We start from the raw sequence: 14,596 nt of genomic DNA, 5'->3' as shown, positions 1-14,596 counted from the left end.
TAAACAGATAGCCCAATGTAAGCGATGCAATCGACAGGTGTCCCGCAAAGTAGACATCCGTTCCGATTGGGCGAACGACCGCAATGCGGACAAAGCCGACATTCTTCTGCGCAACCTTCGAAACATTGAAAATGCAGGATAAATTCGATGCGCACTGGAAAGTATCAAGTGCTGCCGTCCGCTCGAAAATTCGTTGTGACTTCTAGTTTGAAGTCGGCTCAAAACGCAGCGCTGGAAATAATTTTCTCTATCACGGCATCGTTGCTCCAAAACCCCGTGGTCACCGATAGTATTTAGCTTGGGCGCCGCAATCTTGTTGAGCGGAAGATACAATCAAAAACTGGATTTCAGTTGTTTCTGAGTCTAGGCTTCAGCGTTTAGGGAGGTGCGGGCATGAAACGAAGACTTGCTGCAATACTTGCAGCAGATGTCGTGGGTTATTCGCGCCTTGTCCGCTCTAATGAAGAGCGGACGTTGGAGCAATTGCGACAACTACGGGAAAACGTCATCGAGCCAGCCTTTGCAAAACACGAAGGTCGGGTCGTCAAATGGATGGGCGACGGAGTACTTACTGAGTTTGCAAGCGCTGTCGAAGCTGTTTCATGCGCCTACGATGTTCAAAAGTCTATCCATTCACGCAACAGAGATTCTCCAGTTGATGAGGGGATTGCTTTTCGCGTTGGCATCAATATCGGCGACGTCGTGGTGGAGGGCGACGACATTCAAGGCGATGGAGTCAACGTGGCCTCAAGGCTAGAAACGTTGTCAGATCCTGGTGGGATCTGCATTTCGGCTTTGGTCTATGAACAGATCAAGCACCGTCTGGATGTGCCGTTTCACGACGCGGGTGAACAGAAAGTAAAAAACATTGCAGAGCCGATCCGCGTCTGGAAATGGGTGGGCTCGGCAAACAATGAAGCAACTAATCAAGAATCCACTTCTGAGTCAGAGCTGATTTCAACTCCTAGTCTGCCAGACACTCCGTCTATCGCGGTATTACCGTTTGACAATATGTCAGGTGATACCGAGCAGGAGTACTTCGCAGACGGCATGACAGAGGATCTGATCACCGACCTTTCAAAATTGTCTGGCTTGTTAGTCATCGGTCGCAACTCTTCTTTTGCTTACAAAGGCAAGGCAGTGGATCTGCGACGCGTCGGTAAGGAGTTGGGTGTGCGCTATGTCCTTGAGGGCAGTATACGCAAGGCAGGCAATCGGGTTCGTATGAATGCGCAGCTGATTGAAACCGCAAATGGAACCCACGTATGGGCCAATCGCAGAGACGGAACGTTAGAAGATGTCTTTGACCTGCAAGACGAGATTACAAGAGAAATTGTCGACGCGCTGTCTATTCAGTTACGGGAAGGTGAGGAAAAGCGTCTTGGCAGTCAATACACAGAGAATACTGAAGCGCGTGACTGGTTTCTTAGAGGGCGATTGCGCTATCGTGAGCCGGGTCCGCAAGCCAACGCTGACGCGCAATTACTGTTCACCAAGGCATTAGAAGCTGACCCAAGCTTCGCTTATGCAATGGCTGTTAGAAGCTATGTAAAATTCCACGCTTGGTTCTTCAAATGGAACACCCAGCACAACGCGTTCGACGAAGCTTTGGCTGAGGCGGAACATGCCGCTAAGATCGATCCTAACCTAGCGGCAGCTCACGCGTTTCTGGGCTGGATGCATATGTGGGGTGAGGGATTCGAAAGAGCTCTTTCTGAGCATGAAACAGCTCTATCACTGGATCCCAATTCCTCGGATGGACATTTGTGGCAGGCTTCTTCACTTATCTACGCGGGAACTCCGGAGCTGGCAATTGCTCCGATGGACCGAGCAATGCGGTTAGAACCGCATACCCCACCCATTTACCTTCTGAATTATGGTCACCTGATGTTGCAGCTTGACCGCTATGAAGAAGCTGTCGAATATTTTCAGGCGGCAATACGTAACGCTCCTCAATTTCCTATGAACTACATTTTTTTGTCGGCGGTAAAAACTGCGCAGGGTAAATTGCGGGAAGCAGAGGACGCCGGCTTGAAACTTCTCGGACTGATCCCTGTGGCTACGGTATCCACCCTCAGTTCCCAATTACCCTACGCAAAGCAAGAGCACAGACAAAAAATCGTTGCGGGCCTGAAAGCCGCAGGATTGCCGGATTAGTGAGAAGCAAAGAAGCCCGTTTTGGGATAGATGCGGACTTTCCTACCCTTCGCGGCAAACGATCAAACGTCCGCTTTGTAGTGTTTCAGAAACATCGTGACACAATCGTCCAGCACGTCCTTTGGCGTCGGGTTCTGGCCGAGGAAGTACTCAGGCCAAAAGAAGAAATTTTTGACAAGCGCAAGAAGTTGGTTGGTCGCAAAAACCGGGTCAGCCTTTCGGATCACTCCTGCGTCCATGGCTTCGCTGATCAGCCTCGTTACTGGGTAATCATGTGTTGCTGTTTCAGTGAAGAATTGCCGGGAACGGTCAAGGTGACGGATCAATTCTGAGATGACCATCCGGTTTAATCCGATGGCTGTCGAACAGCTCCATATTCGCGCCACTCAGCATCAAAAAATACTGGAGCGGGCTCATAGCGGGCGGCTGTTGCACTAGCATGACTGCCCACTCCGCGGCCGAAACGGACATCCTGTCGCAAGGTCGAATGTCCGCTCACCGTGGCTCAACCAACCAACGTGTCAAAGTCGCATGGACATTTCGTGCCAAGTCATTCCTCCATGATCAGAGGTTGATGGGCGAAGATAGTTGTACCCAAATCTCTGATAAAGCGGGAGATGATGCTCTTTGCACATAAGGTAGATCGCGGATTTGCCCATTTTTCTCATGCGGCCGGCGAATTCTGTCATCAGTGCCCGCGATAGGCCTTTTCCTTGATGCGCCGGATCCACGACGACAGACATAATAACGACATTTGACGCGTCGGGGTCATGCCCTACAAGTTCTTTGAATTCCTCGTCAGACATTTCAACGTTGTACGCACATCCGCAATTCACAAAACCAACAATCTCACCTTCGATTTCAAGAATGAGGAAACCATCGGGATAGACCTCGATTCTCTTTACTATCTTTTCGAGGGTAGCCGCTTCGTCACCTTCATAGGCATCAGTCTCGATCTCAAAGCATCGAATTGCATCAGAGGGTTGAGCATTTCGGAATCTGTTCATGCATTTACACTATGAACGATGGGTCAAGTTGTATAGCCGCCGTCGGTTTTGCTCGCAGCATTGCTCAATCTGCGCTCGGCACAGACATTCTCTGCACTTACCCCTAGCGGCAGCTGTGCGTGCAATGTTGCCCTAGGCGCGAACACATGCTTTTCATTCCATAACAACGCAGCGCGCTCTTGACCGTACTCACTTGCACATCTAGTAAAACTGATCTGCCCGCTGGGACGACCCGGCCAAGCAAGGGCGTTTTTTTCAGGACGACCTGGCAAATTAGAGGTCGAACATGAAAACTAAAACCAAACAAGCCAGTAAACTGATCGAGGGTAGACCTGCCCTAATCGTAATCGACATTCAAAAGAGCACGTTTATTGATGACAGCGAAGTACGCTCCATCGACAACATGCCGGGCTACAAAGAGCGCATGATCGCTGCGCGTGATTTGGTTGATGCCGCACATGATTACAATGTGCCAGTCATTTTCATCCAAGAAGTCCATCGTCCCGACAGGATAGACTTCGGCCGTGAACTGGATGGTGACGAAGACATACACTGCCTCGAAGGCGATCCAAGAACGGAAGTTGCAAAAGATGAGATGGGATATCGCAAAGGTGACTACATCGTCCCGAAGCGACGGTATTCTGCCTTTTTTGGAACCGATTTCGAAATCCTGCTGCGCGGTTTGAAAGTAGACACACTTTTATTGTGCGGCGGGCTGACAGATGTTTGTGTGCACTACACATTCGTCGATGGCCACCAATCCGACTATTTCTGCCGCGTTGTAGAGGACTGTGTTGGCGGGTCATCTGTCCAAGCCCATGAAGCTGCTCTCAAAGCTATGGAGTATCTACAAACCGGCGCTGTTCAGAACCGAGAAGCAGTGATCAATGCCATCTCGTCGCTCTAAATTGCAATCGAAACGTTAGTGCCAGTTGGGATGCATAGTTTTTTGGGTGCAGAAACGGGCAGAGATTTTTGTCGCTTGGCCGCCCCGGCTTGGCCTAAACTAACAGGACCTCAGAAATGGAGATCTCGGAAAGGTTATGCCATGACACGCTTCAAAAGGAACTGGACGTGCGAAGGTCATATTTTTCGAAGCAGTTTTCTGGCCGTCGACGCGACGTTCTGACATGAGAGATACTATAAGCCCCTCACCAGAACTGGCCGCTATAGTGGCACGATGGATCAACGCCTACGGTCGGGGCGATGGGGAGACGGTGGCAAATCTTTTTTCTGATGACGCTGCCCTGTCATACTTTGGCTCAGCACACGGCGAAGCCTGGAAGGGCGATGCGCTGCGTCGCGGTATGGAGCAATACATCGGTGAGGTTCCACGGTTCAAGTGGCACCCAAAAGACCTGAGAGGATTTGAATGCGGATCACTCGGTTGGGTCGAATGGGAAGCAAGCATTGAGGGTATTGAAACAGGACAGATCGCGCACCTACGTTCTACGGTCATTCTGAAACTCGACAAAGGATCCTGGAAGATTGTGCACGTTCACAATTCCCTACCGGTCAACAACGTAGAGGGATTTGGGTATGAGGCCAGAGGCTTTGAGGAACTGCTTGATGCCGCCCTCTCTACACCCCACGAACTCGGCCAAAGTGGTATAGCGACCATCATGTTCACCGATATCGCGGACAGCACAAAAATCGCTGAGGCTATAGGCGATACGCTTTGGAGCGACGCCCTCGGAAGACATCTGCGACTTGTCGAAACGCAGATCGTCGGGAGTGGTGGACGTACGGTGAAATCACTGGGAGACGGGGTGATGTCGTCTTTTGCTTCCGCAAGGGCAGCATTGCTGGCAGCTCAAAATATTCAACAGGCGAACGCGGCGGAAACAAACGAGCCAAAGTTGCGGGTTCGCATCGGCTTGCATACCGGCGAAGTGATAACTTCTGATGCTGATCACTTCGGGACCGTTGTCAACAAAGCAGCACGTATAGCCGCCCTGGCAGCACCAAGTGACATCCGCGTCTCGGATGCCACACGGATCATGGTGGGCGGATCACAGGAGTTTCAGTTTGCCGAGCAAATGACTGTTCCGCTTAAAGGTCTCGAAGGAGAGCATACAATTTTCAAACTCAACTGGCTTGAGACAACTTGAGACCGTAAGCATGAAAACAGAAATCCCAATGCAACGAATAATGTACTCGAGTGAAGTCCCAATCTAGACACCCAAAGCTTATGTTAACATGCAATTTGATAGCCTAATCGGGAAGCCGGGTTGCAAAGCGGAGCGGCGCCAACATGACTTCTGAAAGCAAAATAACTTATCTTTCTGACGAAGACTTGGAAGGTTTAGGGATCCAACCTTCGGAAGTTGCCGACGCGATTGAATCTGCGCTGATAGCCAAGGCAAGTAAGCAGCTTCATACGTCCCCTAAGACAGCCATTTTGCCCGGGGATGGACGGTACGCAATGTCGACCTTGGCAGTAGGAGATGATGGGTTCATCGTGACCAAACAGGTAACGGTGTGTCCGAACAATCCGGCAAAAGGGCTCCCTGCGATTAACGGCGCTATCATGGTAATGGACGGGCAAACCGGGGTTCTCCGGGCAGTCTTAGGGGCAAATTGGGTAACGGCTGTTAGAACAGCAGCGCTGTCAGTCGTCGCCGCGCGTCGACTTGCTGATCCCAATGCTGAGACAGTGGCTTTTGTTGGGGCCGGCGTGCAAGCTCACTCCCATTTGCTTGCGTTCTCCGAAGTTTTCCCCTTGAAAAGCATTCGTGTGTTCGGACGTGGCAAAGCGAATGTCGACAAGCTTTGTCGCCGGGCTCGGGACATGGACCTCGAGGCCCAAACAGCCACCAGTGCCAAGGACGCCTTGCGTGATGCCGATCTGGTAGTGACATCAATAACTTTGGACTATTCCATCGAACCTTTTCTGGATGCCCGATGGCTAAAGCCGACTGCCTTCGCCGCCATTACAGATGCCTGCATTCCGTGGCTTCCAGAGGGTATGACCGCTTTCAAAACTGTTATTGTTGACGACCGAAAACAGGAATCTGAAAGCGACAAACCAATGCTGCCATATCAGCGGGTAACAGGGGACTTGACGGAAATTGTCTCGGGAGCAGTCGATACCACTTTAAGCGAGAAACCGGCTGCATTCGCTTTCAGAGGGATTTCTTTGGGAGATTACGCAACAGCGGTACTCGCAGTTCGTCGTGCCGCCGAGGTACGAGCTCGGCAAAAGTAGGAATCTTTCGGCTTTGGGCTCAGCGCTGCCATTTTCTGCGATGAGCATGATTGACCGCTCGCAGCCCCGAACGGTCTTTGAAAGCTGGAAATTAACACCTCAGCCACCGTGGCTCGCTCTGACCGGTTTTATGCTAAAGTAAGCAGGCACCAATTGGAGATTATTAGCTCGGAGCAACGGAGATGGAACGCAAATTAGCGGCCATTCTGGCCACCGATATAGTCGGTTTCGCAGGATTGGTATCACGCGATGAAAGCGGAACATTAGCTAAGTTGGTTCGACTAGAACGTGAAATCATCGGCATGCAGGTGGAAGCAAACCGGGGTCGTGTTTTTAAGTCTACTGGCGATGGGTTTTTGGCTGAGTTCTCGAGTGTCTTTGAGGCGGTCAATTGTGCAATCAACATTCAAAGAGCGTGCGCGCGCGAAGCACGTCAATCGAACAGTGACGACCCACTCATTTTACGCGTCGGAGTTTCGCTCGGTGATGTTGTTGTGCACGGTGATGATATTCTCGGAGACGGCGTAAATACTGCCGCACGGCTTGAGGCAATAGCGGAACCAGGTGGAATCGCGGTTTCAGGAGAAGTAATGGCGCAAATAGCGGGCAAGATAGATCTTCCGCTGGCGGATTGCGGTCACAAAAGACTCAAGAGCACTGATACTCCAATACATGTCTACATGACCGTTTCAGAACCCGGAGAGGAAGGGGGTTTTCTGGATTTTGATGAAGATGAATTGGCCAAAACCTTAGTGACAGGTGGCTGCATCTGTGGGTTGGTCCGGTATGAAATAAACGCACCCGCCATAAGCACAGGGTATTGCCATTGTAGTTGTTGCAGAAAATTTTCTGGTTCAGCAGTTAATGCATGGGCGGCCTTTCCTGCTTCTGCTGTTCGATTTCTCACCGAGGAACCTCGATACTTCGCAACTACGCCGATAGCAAATCGTGGCTTTTGTGCCAGATGCGGGGCAAGCCTAACTTATAAGCTCGTGAAGCCACGAGAAACGGCCTATCTGGTCCTGCATACTTCGAGCCTCGACCAACCAGAAAACTTTGCTCCTTCAGTCCACTCCGGAATAGAAAGCAAAATGCCTTGGTTTGATATTTTGGATGATTTGCCGCGGACAAGATCTTCAGACTCCAGAGTTTTGCAAGAAGCATGGTCAAGTGTCGGTCTACCAGACCCTGAAACTTGGGGACCTTTGGCTAAGCCGCCTGTAGTGTTTTAGTGATCGAGCGATTTCTGCTTTATCCGCAAAGAGAACATTCCTAGCGTTTGAGAAAATGACAACATCGAGCCCAATGCGGGCGCCCATAAGACGTTAGCGAGGCTGCACAGCGACCGACCGCTCGGAGTCCAGATCGGTCGGTCGTTTTTTCTAGATTTCCAGTGTCCCCGGCTCATGATCTACTGATCGGCTTGACGTCCATTGAAGCCATGTCGCGGCGGTCAACAGTTCTAATATGCGACAGCACCTCCATCTCGAAACTTTCCTTGAAGGTAAAGGGCCCCAAATGGCCGGCACCTTTCAGAACCTTTAGCTCAACAAGCTTGCCTTGGGATGCCAGAAGCTCTGCGATGCGCTTTGTGTGCACATGCGTCTGCGATCCGCGAATGATCGTAGAGGGAACTCCCTCAGAAAGAATGTATTCTGGGTCAGGTTCTTTCAGAAGCGCATCGAAATCGCTTGGGGCTTTGTGAACCCAATCAATCATAGCGCACCTGCGTTCACGGCTCAGGGCTTGCCAAGAGCCAAGTCCTCCCCAAAAATCAGTAAAAACCTGAGCGCTGAACTCTTCGCATCCCTCTTCTATTCCCGTTCGTATTGCGTTTGTGAGGCTTACAATCTCGGAATACAATGAACCGTCAGCCGCGTTTCCGGCTTTCAGTAGGCTGAACAAAGTTGGTTCATAGAGACAAAGTGATCGAACAAGGTCGGGTCGAGCTCTGGCGATATGCAAAGCCAGCGCTCCTCCATAGGAGTGTCCAATCAAGTGAGCGGGTCTGCCAAGCTTCTCTATCTCAGTGATAATCGAAGCAGCTTCGTTTTCCAATGTGAACGACCCGTCCGGGATTTTATGACCTCTAGACAGGGTTCCTATTAGGTCGGGTGCTATTGTTTTGGTTTCTTCGCTCATCCGAGCAAACAGATTGCGCCACTGGCTTCCGTCAGCGCCAGAACAATGTAGCCCTACGCAGGGAGCGGGCGATATTTGGGACCAGCACGGCGAAGCGTGTAGTGATGCGTCAAATTGCTTATTCATGTGATGACCTCCAATCTGAGTTTCACAATGGTGTCACTCATCTGTCCTTCAACCTATCGGACACATGTCCCGGCTAGACTCAAACCGACGGGAAATTGATGGGACATTTGCCCCAAATTGACTAAAAAAAGACATGCGAACCGTTAGATACACTTCTTCAAGCGATGGTACGTCGCTGGCGTGGAGCAAATCCGGAAACGGCCTACCAATGGTAAAGGCGGCTAACTGGCTCACGCATCTCAGTTATGATCTAGACAGTCCAATTTGGTCTCACTGGATCGAATTGCTAGAAAGTCAATTCACCCTTGTTCGATATGATGAGCGAGGCTGCGGATTGTCTGACAAACGAGTTGAGAATCTGGGTATTGATTACTGGGTTGATGATCTCGAAGCTGTAATCGACGCCGCTGAAATAGACGAACCAATTTATCTTCTGGGTATTTCTCAGGGCGCTGCGACTTCTATCGCGTATTCGCTGAGGTATCCCGGTAGAGTCGCCGGGATGGTACTCGTTGGAGGCTATGCAAGGGGCAGCAGCCACCGCGGATCGGTTGCCGCCAAAAACTACAAGACTGTTATCGATGTATTTCGCCTGGGTTGGGAGAATGACAACCCTGCGTTTCAAGATGTATTTACATCAAGATTTCTTCCTGGTGCGCCGCCCGAACAACGCTCTTGGTTTACAGAACTTTGCCAAAAGACCGTTTTGCCTGAGACAGGGGCCGACCTGCTTATGGCGCGCGCTGACGTTAATGTTGAAAGTCTGTTGCCAAAGGTTTCAGTTCCAACACTGGTGATCCATTCAAGGAACGATCAGGTTATTCCGTTTGAAGAAGGACAACGTCTCGCTCAGAAAATTCCCGGAGCGACAATGTCTGCTTTAGAGGGAAAAAATCACATTATCCAACGCGATGAACCTGCCTGGCGCGCTTTTTCCAAGAGCTTGCTTGAATTTACATTTTCCGGTCAAACGACGGACTTTAACGATTTGACAAAGCGCGAGCTGGACGTGCTGAGACTCATCTGCCAAGCAATGAGTGGTAAAGAAATTGCTAGAAGTCTTCAAATGAGTGAAAAAACCGTTCGAAACCACACAAGTAAAATCTACGCCAAACTTGAACTGCAAAACAGACAGCATGCAATTCGCACGTATGGGCATCTGTTCTGATTAGAGCATGAAACTGCAAACCTATTAATCTGACCTAACGTGGCAATGGTAGCTATGTACGCAGAGCAATCGTTCACGCCGAGCGCCGCGAAGGTTCGATTGCCGCTCGCCGCTATTCACTTCTACGACTGTTCGCAGACAACATTGTGCATTCTTCCAGCGGCAAAAAATACGTTTCCACATGTTGCATGCTTGCTATGACTGGCCGCTGGTCTACAACTGGTGTCGTCAATCAGGAATGCCTGCGGCTGCGAGCATTTTATAGTAGGCGTCATAGATTTCTGGTTTTGCGATAGAGATACGAGCGCGCATATGCCGGAACATTGAAACGCTAAAATCGGGTTCCCGCGACATGTGAATACCTGCGAGCTCTCTAGCTCGGCTCCCATTGCCGAGAGCCATTTCCGCCACAAGTTCGTTCAGGCGAAAGACAGTCACAGTATTATGAAATGCACGCATTTTTTGGGCAGTTTCTCTTAGATCGCGCCAGTTCCCTTCCGCGATTTGCGACAGGCTGATACCCATGTGGACCCGGTAGTTTAGTGGGTCATTCGGGTTAAGTCGGAGCGCCTCCCTGGCATGAGCTTGTGCCACCTGCGCTTCACCCATCAGGCCATGCAGTACGCAACTGGATCCCCAGGCTGAAACGCAATTTGGGCTTCTCTCGACGACTTGATCCACAAGTGACAAACCGTACTCTGTATCCTCCGACAGAAACGCGAGTACGTAACCGGCATATGCTTGCGCCTCTAGGTCAAGATGTGATGCCGCCAGAGCCTCATGTGCCAGCTGAATTGCGCAATCAAATCGGGCCTCGTTTGGACGCGTATCCGGGTTCCATAGCAAAGTGCGGATCCAGCCTCGAAGAGCGCTTGCCAATGGGTACTCACTTGAGAGTGAAAGAGCTTTTGACAAATGGTCGTCTGCTTCAGTGAAATTGAACCTGTAGATCAAGGACTGCGCACGTAGGAAGTGATCATAGGCTCCAAGGGTGTCAGGGCGCTTGTGAGCAGCACGGTCTATTTCAGCTTGTCGGATACCTGGCGCAATCGAAGCAACGACAGCCTCGGTAATCTGGTCCTGAAGCTCAAAAACATCATCGAGCTTGCCATCGTATCGATCCGCCCAAACATGAGACCCGGTTTCCGCATCAATCAGCTGACCCGTGACACGCAACCGGTCACCAGCGCCGCGAACGGACCCTTCCAATATATAGCGGACACCAAGCTCTCGGCCGATACGACGCACATCAACCGAAAGCCCTTTGTAAGAAAAAGAGGAGTTTCGGGCGACCACGAATATCCAGGGCACTCTGGACAAGCTGGTGATTATATCTTCGGCTATACCTTCTGCAAAGTAATCCTGTTCAGCGTCAGGCGACAGATTGTCAAACGCCAATACGGCCACCGAAGGCTTGTCTGGGCGAGATTGAATTATCGGGGATTCAGTAGCAAATGCTGTTTGTACCGAGTAAGCAGTTACAGGGCGTGTGATATTCTTCAGATATTGCGGCCCCAATTCGGTGAACGATACATCCACCTTACCCACAAGGTCTTCGTAAACCCGACCTGAAACGATGATCCCTCCGGGAGGAGCAAGACTTTCCAGCCGGGCCGCGATGTTGACGCCGTCACCAAGAACATCACCGTCGTCATCAAAAACATCGCCCGCGTGAATTCCCATACGGAATTGCATTTCCGGACTTTGCCCGCGCGCCCCGTTCCGCTCAGCCATCTGACGTTGCATCGTTTCCGCACATGCCAGCGCATCTACAACCGAGGAAAACTCTGCAAGAAAACCGTCACCGGTTCTTTTGAATAGGCGTCCGCCATTCAGGCCGACATGCGGCTCCAGCGCCCTAAAGTGGCCCCTATATGTGTGCAATGCGGCTTCCTCGTTAGCACTGACAAGCGCGCTATAGCCAACAACATCAGCCACGAGTATGGCAGCCAAGTACCGCTCCAAACAAAATCCTCCCGCGTATCCATTGTGAAGGAGTGTCAAAGGGATATTAGGGGTTTCGCGCATAAATCGCGATCAATATTCAATGAACATCAGTGACCGAATAACGACACGCAAGCTTTTTGCTTTTGGGTAAATTAGGCAGAAGCGGACCTCGAAAAACCGAACTTTGTAATTTCGACTTTACACCGCAGCGCAGGCACTGGAGCAAGGTGCCGCGTATGACTGCCTTGAGGGCAAAACGAGCTTCTAGCCGCGAATGCAAGGTTTTCGCTTGGCACTTTGAAAGGCCTTCCTACTCGGGTGCCATCAAAATTCTAGGTTCAGCGCCGCATGCTTGCTATCGTTTCATTAAGGGTCCATTGGCGGAAATCAGAATGACGATACGGGCGTCTTCAAGGAAGGCATTCGAGTACAGAACACGTCTCACCGACAATCGGATTTGGGACATGTTCGCGCTGCGCCAAGGAGATGTGATTGTTGCAACACCGCCAAAGTGCGGAACAACATGGACGCAAGCCCTTGTGCTGTCGCTCTTGTTTGAAAAGCCAGGTATGGACAAGGTCATGGATGACCTGTCGGTTTGGCTCGACCCTGCGTTTCGAGATCAACTCCCCATAGCTCGAATGTTCGAAGCTCAAAGCCACAGAAGATGCATCAAGACCCATACGCCTTTTGACGGCATTCCTTTCGATCCAGATTGCACCTACATCGCGGTGTTCAGACACCCAATCGACGCACATTTTTCGATGCGCCGACATGTGGCAAACCTGAAGGAAGACCTGATCCAAGACAGGTTCCCGGATGAGCCGACAGCTTCATTCGCCCTTTTTCTTGGTGAGACCGTTCGAGAGGAGATGGCCGATGGGATCACCCTTGAGGCCATCGTTCATCACTTCAAGTCCTTCAAGTCAAACATCCAACATCCCAAAATACACATTTTCCATTACGCCGATATGCGGCGCGATTTGCTCTCTCATACTAGAAAGCTCGCTTCCGTACTTGGCTTGAAAATTGGCGATGAAATGCTGGCCGCAATTGCGGAAAGTATGCAGTTCGAGAACATGCAAGCCAATGCACGCGCGAGTGCTAAGGAAGAAACACAACGGTCCACAACCTTTAAAGACCCGTCAGCCTTCTTCGATAGCGCAAGCAGTCGCAAGTGGGAGGGCAAGCTTTCAGACGAAGACCTTCTTGCGTTTCACAAACGTCTTGCAGAGTTGCTTCCGGAAGCCGACGCGCGATGGCTTCAGTCTGGCGGAGAGCTTCCTGCTTAGGACCTCACTTTCTTAGTAAAGATTGCCGCTTCGGGACCGTCTCGGCCATCTGAGACTTTTTGCCGGATGACCCGTAACCACGATGAGCGGTCATTCATGCCCGCGAACGCGGCCAGGGTTTGCCCTAACCAACAACAGCCGTTCGCCGCGGTTTCGCCAGATGACTCAAATGTGGACGAAGCGGACCTTGCAAAGTTTGGTGGTCGAGACCGACTTTGGGCATGGTTTATGGTAAGATCCATGCAAGTGCTGCGAGGGAGAGTACCATGATCGACGCTGAACAGCGATTGGTAGACCACAACATCATTTTACCTGCGCCGCTAAAATTGCCTGTTGGTATGGTGTTGCCATTTCCGTGGATTAACGTTCGGGGCGACCGGGCGTTCGTATCTGGTCATGGACCACAAGAAATAGACGGTACTCCGGCCGCGCCATTTGGAGCAGTCGGAGAAAATGTGTCTGTGGAAGAGGGCTACGCCTCAGCACGCAAAGTCGGGCTTTCTATTCTCGGCAGTCTAAAGCGCGAACTTGGCAGTCTAAACCGAATAACGGGGTGGTGCCGAGTTCATGGGATGATAAATTGCAAATCTGGCTTCAGCGATACGCCTGCGGTTCTCAACGGTTTCACGGATTTGATCATTGACGTCTTTGGAGAAGAGATTGGCCGCCATTCACGTACGGCGGTCGGGGTGGCAGGCCTACCAATCAACTTCCCAATTGAAATCGAAGCTGAGGTTATTGTCTCAACGGCCTAGAATACACGTGAATCCGGAACGACGTACCGGTCAAAAAGGAGCAGGAATGTCGCTGCACCGGGCAGAAGTACTGTATGGAAGAAGGCATTTTGGTGAGCCAGAAAGGAGACTTCATGATCAAGTTTATGCCTAAGTTTCTGATTGTAACGGCGCTCTGTACGATCCAATACTCTCAAGTAGCACTCGCGCAAAGTCACACTCACGACGCTGAAGTCACGCCATACGCCGGACTGCAATCCAGGACCATCAAAAGCTTATCTGACACCGATTTGGAAGAGCTGCGGCGCGGCGGAGGTTGGGGTTTTGCTTTACCAGCGGAGCTGAATGGCAAACCAGGCCCAGCACACTTGCTCGAATTGAAAGATGAACTTGGACTCTCGAAGGATCAGCTGAGAAAAATTGAGGCGATCCATTCTGAAATGCGCGTACAGGCAGTCGTCGCAGGCGAGCGGTTTATTGAGGCCGAGGCGGCGTTAAGTGAAGCGTTTGCCGGTGACCAGCTTGAATTGGCCGAGCTAAACAAACTTGTTGAAGCGGCCGAAACTGCCAGGGCCGAGTTGCGACTGGTTCATCTGTCCCGGCACCTGCAAACAACACCACTGTTGAGCGCAGATCAAATCCAACAGTACAGCATTCTAAGAGGGTATGCGAACGACCCGTGCTCCAATGTGCCCGAAGGCCACGACCCAGCCATGTGGAAAAAACACAACGGTTGCAGCTGAATCCATTTGAGATCAGAGCAAACAAATGCTGGACACGGATCTAGTAAGTCTGATTGTCCTTCATCCAATCTC

At 51.0% G+C, this 14,596-nt stretch carries 13 protein-coding genes; 9 read left to right on the top strand and 4 right to left on the bottom strand.

What is annotated here, in order from left to right:
• Positions 1-393: 393 nt before the first annotated feature.
• On the top strand, positions 394-2,157 hold the full coding sequence (locus tag ACR0JW_RS23150) for an adenylate/guanylate cyclase domain-containing protein (RefSeq protein ID WP_480714556.1): 1,764 nt from the start codon (positions 394-396) through the stop codon (positions 2,155-2,157).
• A 62-nt stretch (positions 2,158-2,219) separates the two neighbouring features.
• On the opposite strand, the gene ACR0JW_RS23145 is transcribed toward ACR0JW_RS23150, so the two are convergent.
• Both ACR0JW_RS23145 and ACR0JW_RS23140 read right to left on the bottom strand, forming a co-directional pair.
• Complete coding sequence (locus tag ACR0JW_RS23145; protein WP_480714555.1) at positions 2,220-2,543, bottom strand: TetR/AcrR family transcriptional regulator C-terminal domain-containing protein; 324 nt, start codon at positions 2,541-2,543, stop codon at positions 2,220-2,222.
• Positions 2,544-2,678: 135 nt separating this feature from the next.
• The gene (locus ACR0JW_RS23140) at positions 2,679-3,164 is read right to left on the bottom strand and encodes a GNAT family N-acetyltransferase (RefSeq protein ID WP_480714554.1); all 486 of its coding nucleotides are present in this window, start codon (positions 3,162-3,164) and stop codon (positions 2,679-2,681) included.
• Positions 3,165-3,450: 286 nt separating this feature from the next.
• Between ACR0JW_RS23140 and ACR0JW_RS23135 the strand changes: the two genes are divergently transcribed.
• From ACR0JW_RS23135 to ACR0JW_RS23120, 4 genes are all read left to right on the top strand, one after another.
• Positions 3,451-4,071 carry a cysteine hydrolase family protein gene (locus ACR0JW_RS23135; protein WP_480714553.1) on the top strand — a complete coding sequence of 207 codons (621 nt, stop codon included), beginning with the start codon at positions 3,451-3,453 and terminating at the stop codon, positions 4,069-4,071.
• Between the two features lie 265 nt (positions 4,072-4,336).
• Positions 4,337-5,275, top strand: a complete 939-nt coding sequence (locus ACR0JW_RS23130; RefSeq protein WP_480714552.1) for a nuclear transport factor 2 family protein — start codon at positions 4,337-4,339, stop codon at positions 5,273-5,275.
• A 143-nt stretch (positions 5,276-5,418) separates the two neighbouring features.
• Positions 5,419-6,372: an ornithine cyclodeaminase family protein gene (locus ACR0JW_RS23125; RefSeq protein ID WP_170825526.1), complete on the top strand. Its 954-nt coding sequence runs from the start codon at positions 5,419-5,421 to the stop codon at positions 6,370-6,372.
• Between the two features lie 182 nt (positions 6,373-6,554).
• A complete protein-coding gene (locus tag ACR0JW_RS23120; RefSeq protein ID WP_170458412.1) occupies positions 6,555-7,604 on the top strand; it encodes a GFA family protein in 1,050 nt (349 codons plus the stop codon).
• Between the two features lie 172 nt (positions 7,605-7,776).
• Here ACR0JW_RS23120 and ACR0JW_RS23115 read toward each other — a convergent pair whose 3' ends face one another.
• The gene (locus ACR0JW_RS23115; protein WP_480714551.1) at positions 7,777-8,640 is read right to left on the bottom strand and encodes an alpha/beta fold hydrolase; all 864 of its coding nucleotides are present in this window, start codon (positions 8,638-8,640) and stop codon (positions 7,777-7,779) included.
• 133 nt (positions 8,641-8,773) lie between these two features.
• Here ACR0JW_RS23115 and ACR0JW_RS23110 point away from each other — a divergent pair, with 133 nt between their 5' ends.
• A complete protein-coding gene (locus ACR0JW_RS23110) occupies positions 8,774-9,808 on the top strand; it encodes an alpha/beta fold hydrolase (RefSeq protein ID WP_480714550.1) in 1,035 nt (344 codons plus the stop codon).
• Positions 9,809-10,036: 228 nt separating this feature from the next.
• On the opposite strand, the gene ACR0JW_RS23105 is transcribed toward ACR0JW_RS23110, so the two are convergent.
• Positions 10,037-11,761, bottom strand: coding sequence for an adenylate/guanylate cyclase domain-containing protein (locus tag ACR0JW_RS23105; RefSeq protein ID WP_480621667.1), 1,725 nt, complete (start codon positions 11,759-11,761; stop codon positions 10,037-10,039).
• A 458-nt stretch (positions 11,762-12,219) separates the two neighbouring features.
• On the opposite strand from ACR0JW_RS23105, the gene ACR0JW_RS23100 reads away from it, so the two are divergent.
• The 3 genes from ACR0JW_RS23100 (at position 12,220) to ACR0JW_RS23090 (ending at position 14,524) form a co-directional block, all read left to right on the top strand.
• The gene (locus ACR0JW_RS23100) at positions 12,220-13,047 is read left to right on the top strand and encodes a sulfotransferase domain-containing protein (RefSeq protein ID WP_170816230.1); all 828 of its coding nucleotides are present in this window, start codon (positions 12,220-12,222) and stop codon (positions 13,045-13,047) included.
• Positions 13,048-13,313: 266 nt separating this feature from the next.
• Complete coding sequence (locus tag ACR0JW_RS23095; RefSeq protein WP_170816229.1) at positions 13,314-13,802, top strand: RidA family protein; 489 nt, start codon at positions 13,314-13,316, stop codon at positions 13,800-13,802.
• A gap of 74 nt (positions 13,803-13,876) precedes the next feature.
• Positions 13,877-14,524 carry a Spy/CpxP family protein refolding chaperone gene (locus ACR0JW_RS23090; RefSeq protein ID WP_480714549.1) on the top strand — a complete coding sequence of 216 codons (648 nt, stop codon included), beginning with the start codon at positions 13,877-13,879 and terminating at the stop codon, positions 14,522-14,524.
• Positions 14,525-14,596 lie beyond the last annotated feature (72 nt).

This window comes from Ruegeria sp. BG6, from assembly GCF_056538465.1.
The sequence above is the reverse complement of the archived record's forward strand: the minus strand, read 5'-3'. Positions and strand labels throughout refer to the sequence as shown.

Bases quoted from the DNA above. Each gene is read 5' to 3' on its own strand.
- ACR0JW_RS23150 (WP_480714556.1), top strand. From the start codon at position 394: ATGAAACGAAGACTTGCTGCAATACTTGCAGCAGATGTCGTGGGTTAT.
- ACR0JW_RS23140 (WP_480714554.1), bottom strand. From the start codon at position 3,164: ATGAACAGATTCCGAAATGCTCAACCCTCTGATGCAATTCGATGCTTT.
- ACR0JW_RS23135 (WP_480714553.1), top strand. From the start codon at position 3,451: ATGAAAACTAAAACCAAACAAGCCAGTAAACTGATCGAGGGTAGACCT.
- ACR0JW_RS23125 (WP_170825526.1), top strand. From the start codon at position 5,419: ATGACTTCTGAAAGCAAAATAACTTATCTTTCTGACGAAGACTTGGAA.
- ACR0JW_RS23120 (WP_170458412.1), top strand. From the start codon at position 6,555: ATGGAACGCAAATTAGCGGCCATTCTGGCCACCGATATAGTCGGTTTC.
- ACR0JW_RS23115 (WP_480714551.1), bottom strand. From the start codon at position 8,640: ATGAATAAGCAATTTGACGCATCACTACACGCTTCGCCGTGCTGGTCC.
- ACR0JW_RS23110 (WP_480714550.1), top strand. From the start codon at position 8,774: ATGCGAACCGTTAGATACACTTCTTCAAGCGATGGTACGTCGCTGGCG.
- ACR0JW_RS23100 (WP_170816230.1), top strand. From the start codon at position 12,220: ATGTTCGCGCTGCGCCAAGGAGATGTGATTGTTGCAACACCGCCAAAG.
- ACR0JW_RS23095 (WP_170816229.1), top strand. From the start codon at position 13,314: ATGATCGACGCTGAACAGCGATTGGTAGACCACAACATCATTTTACCT.
- ACR0JW_RS23090 (WP_480714549.1), top strand. From the start codon at position 13,877: ATGGAAGAAGGCATTTTGGTGAGCCAGAAAGGAGACTTCATGATCAAG.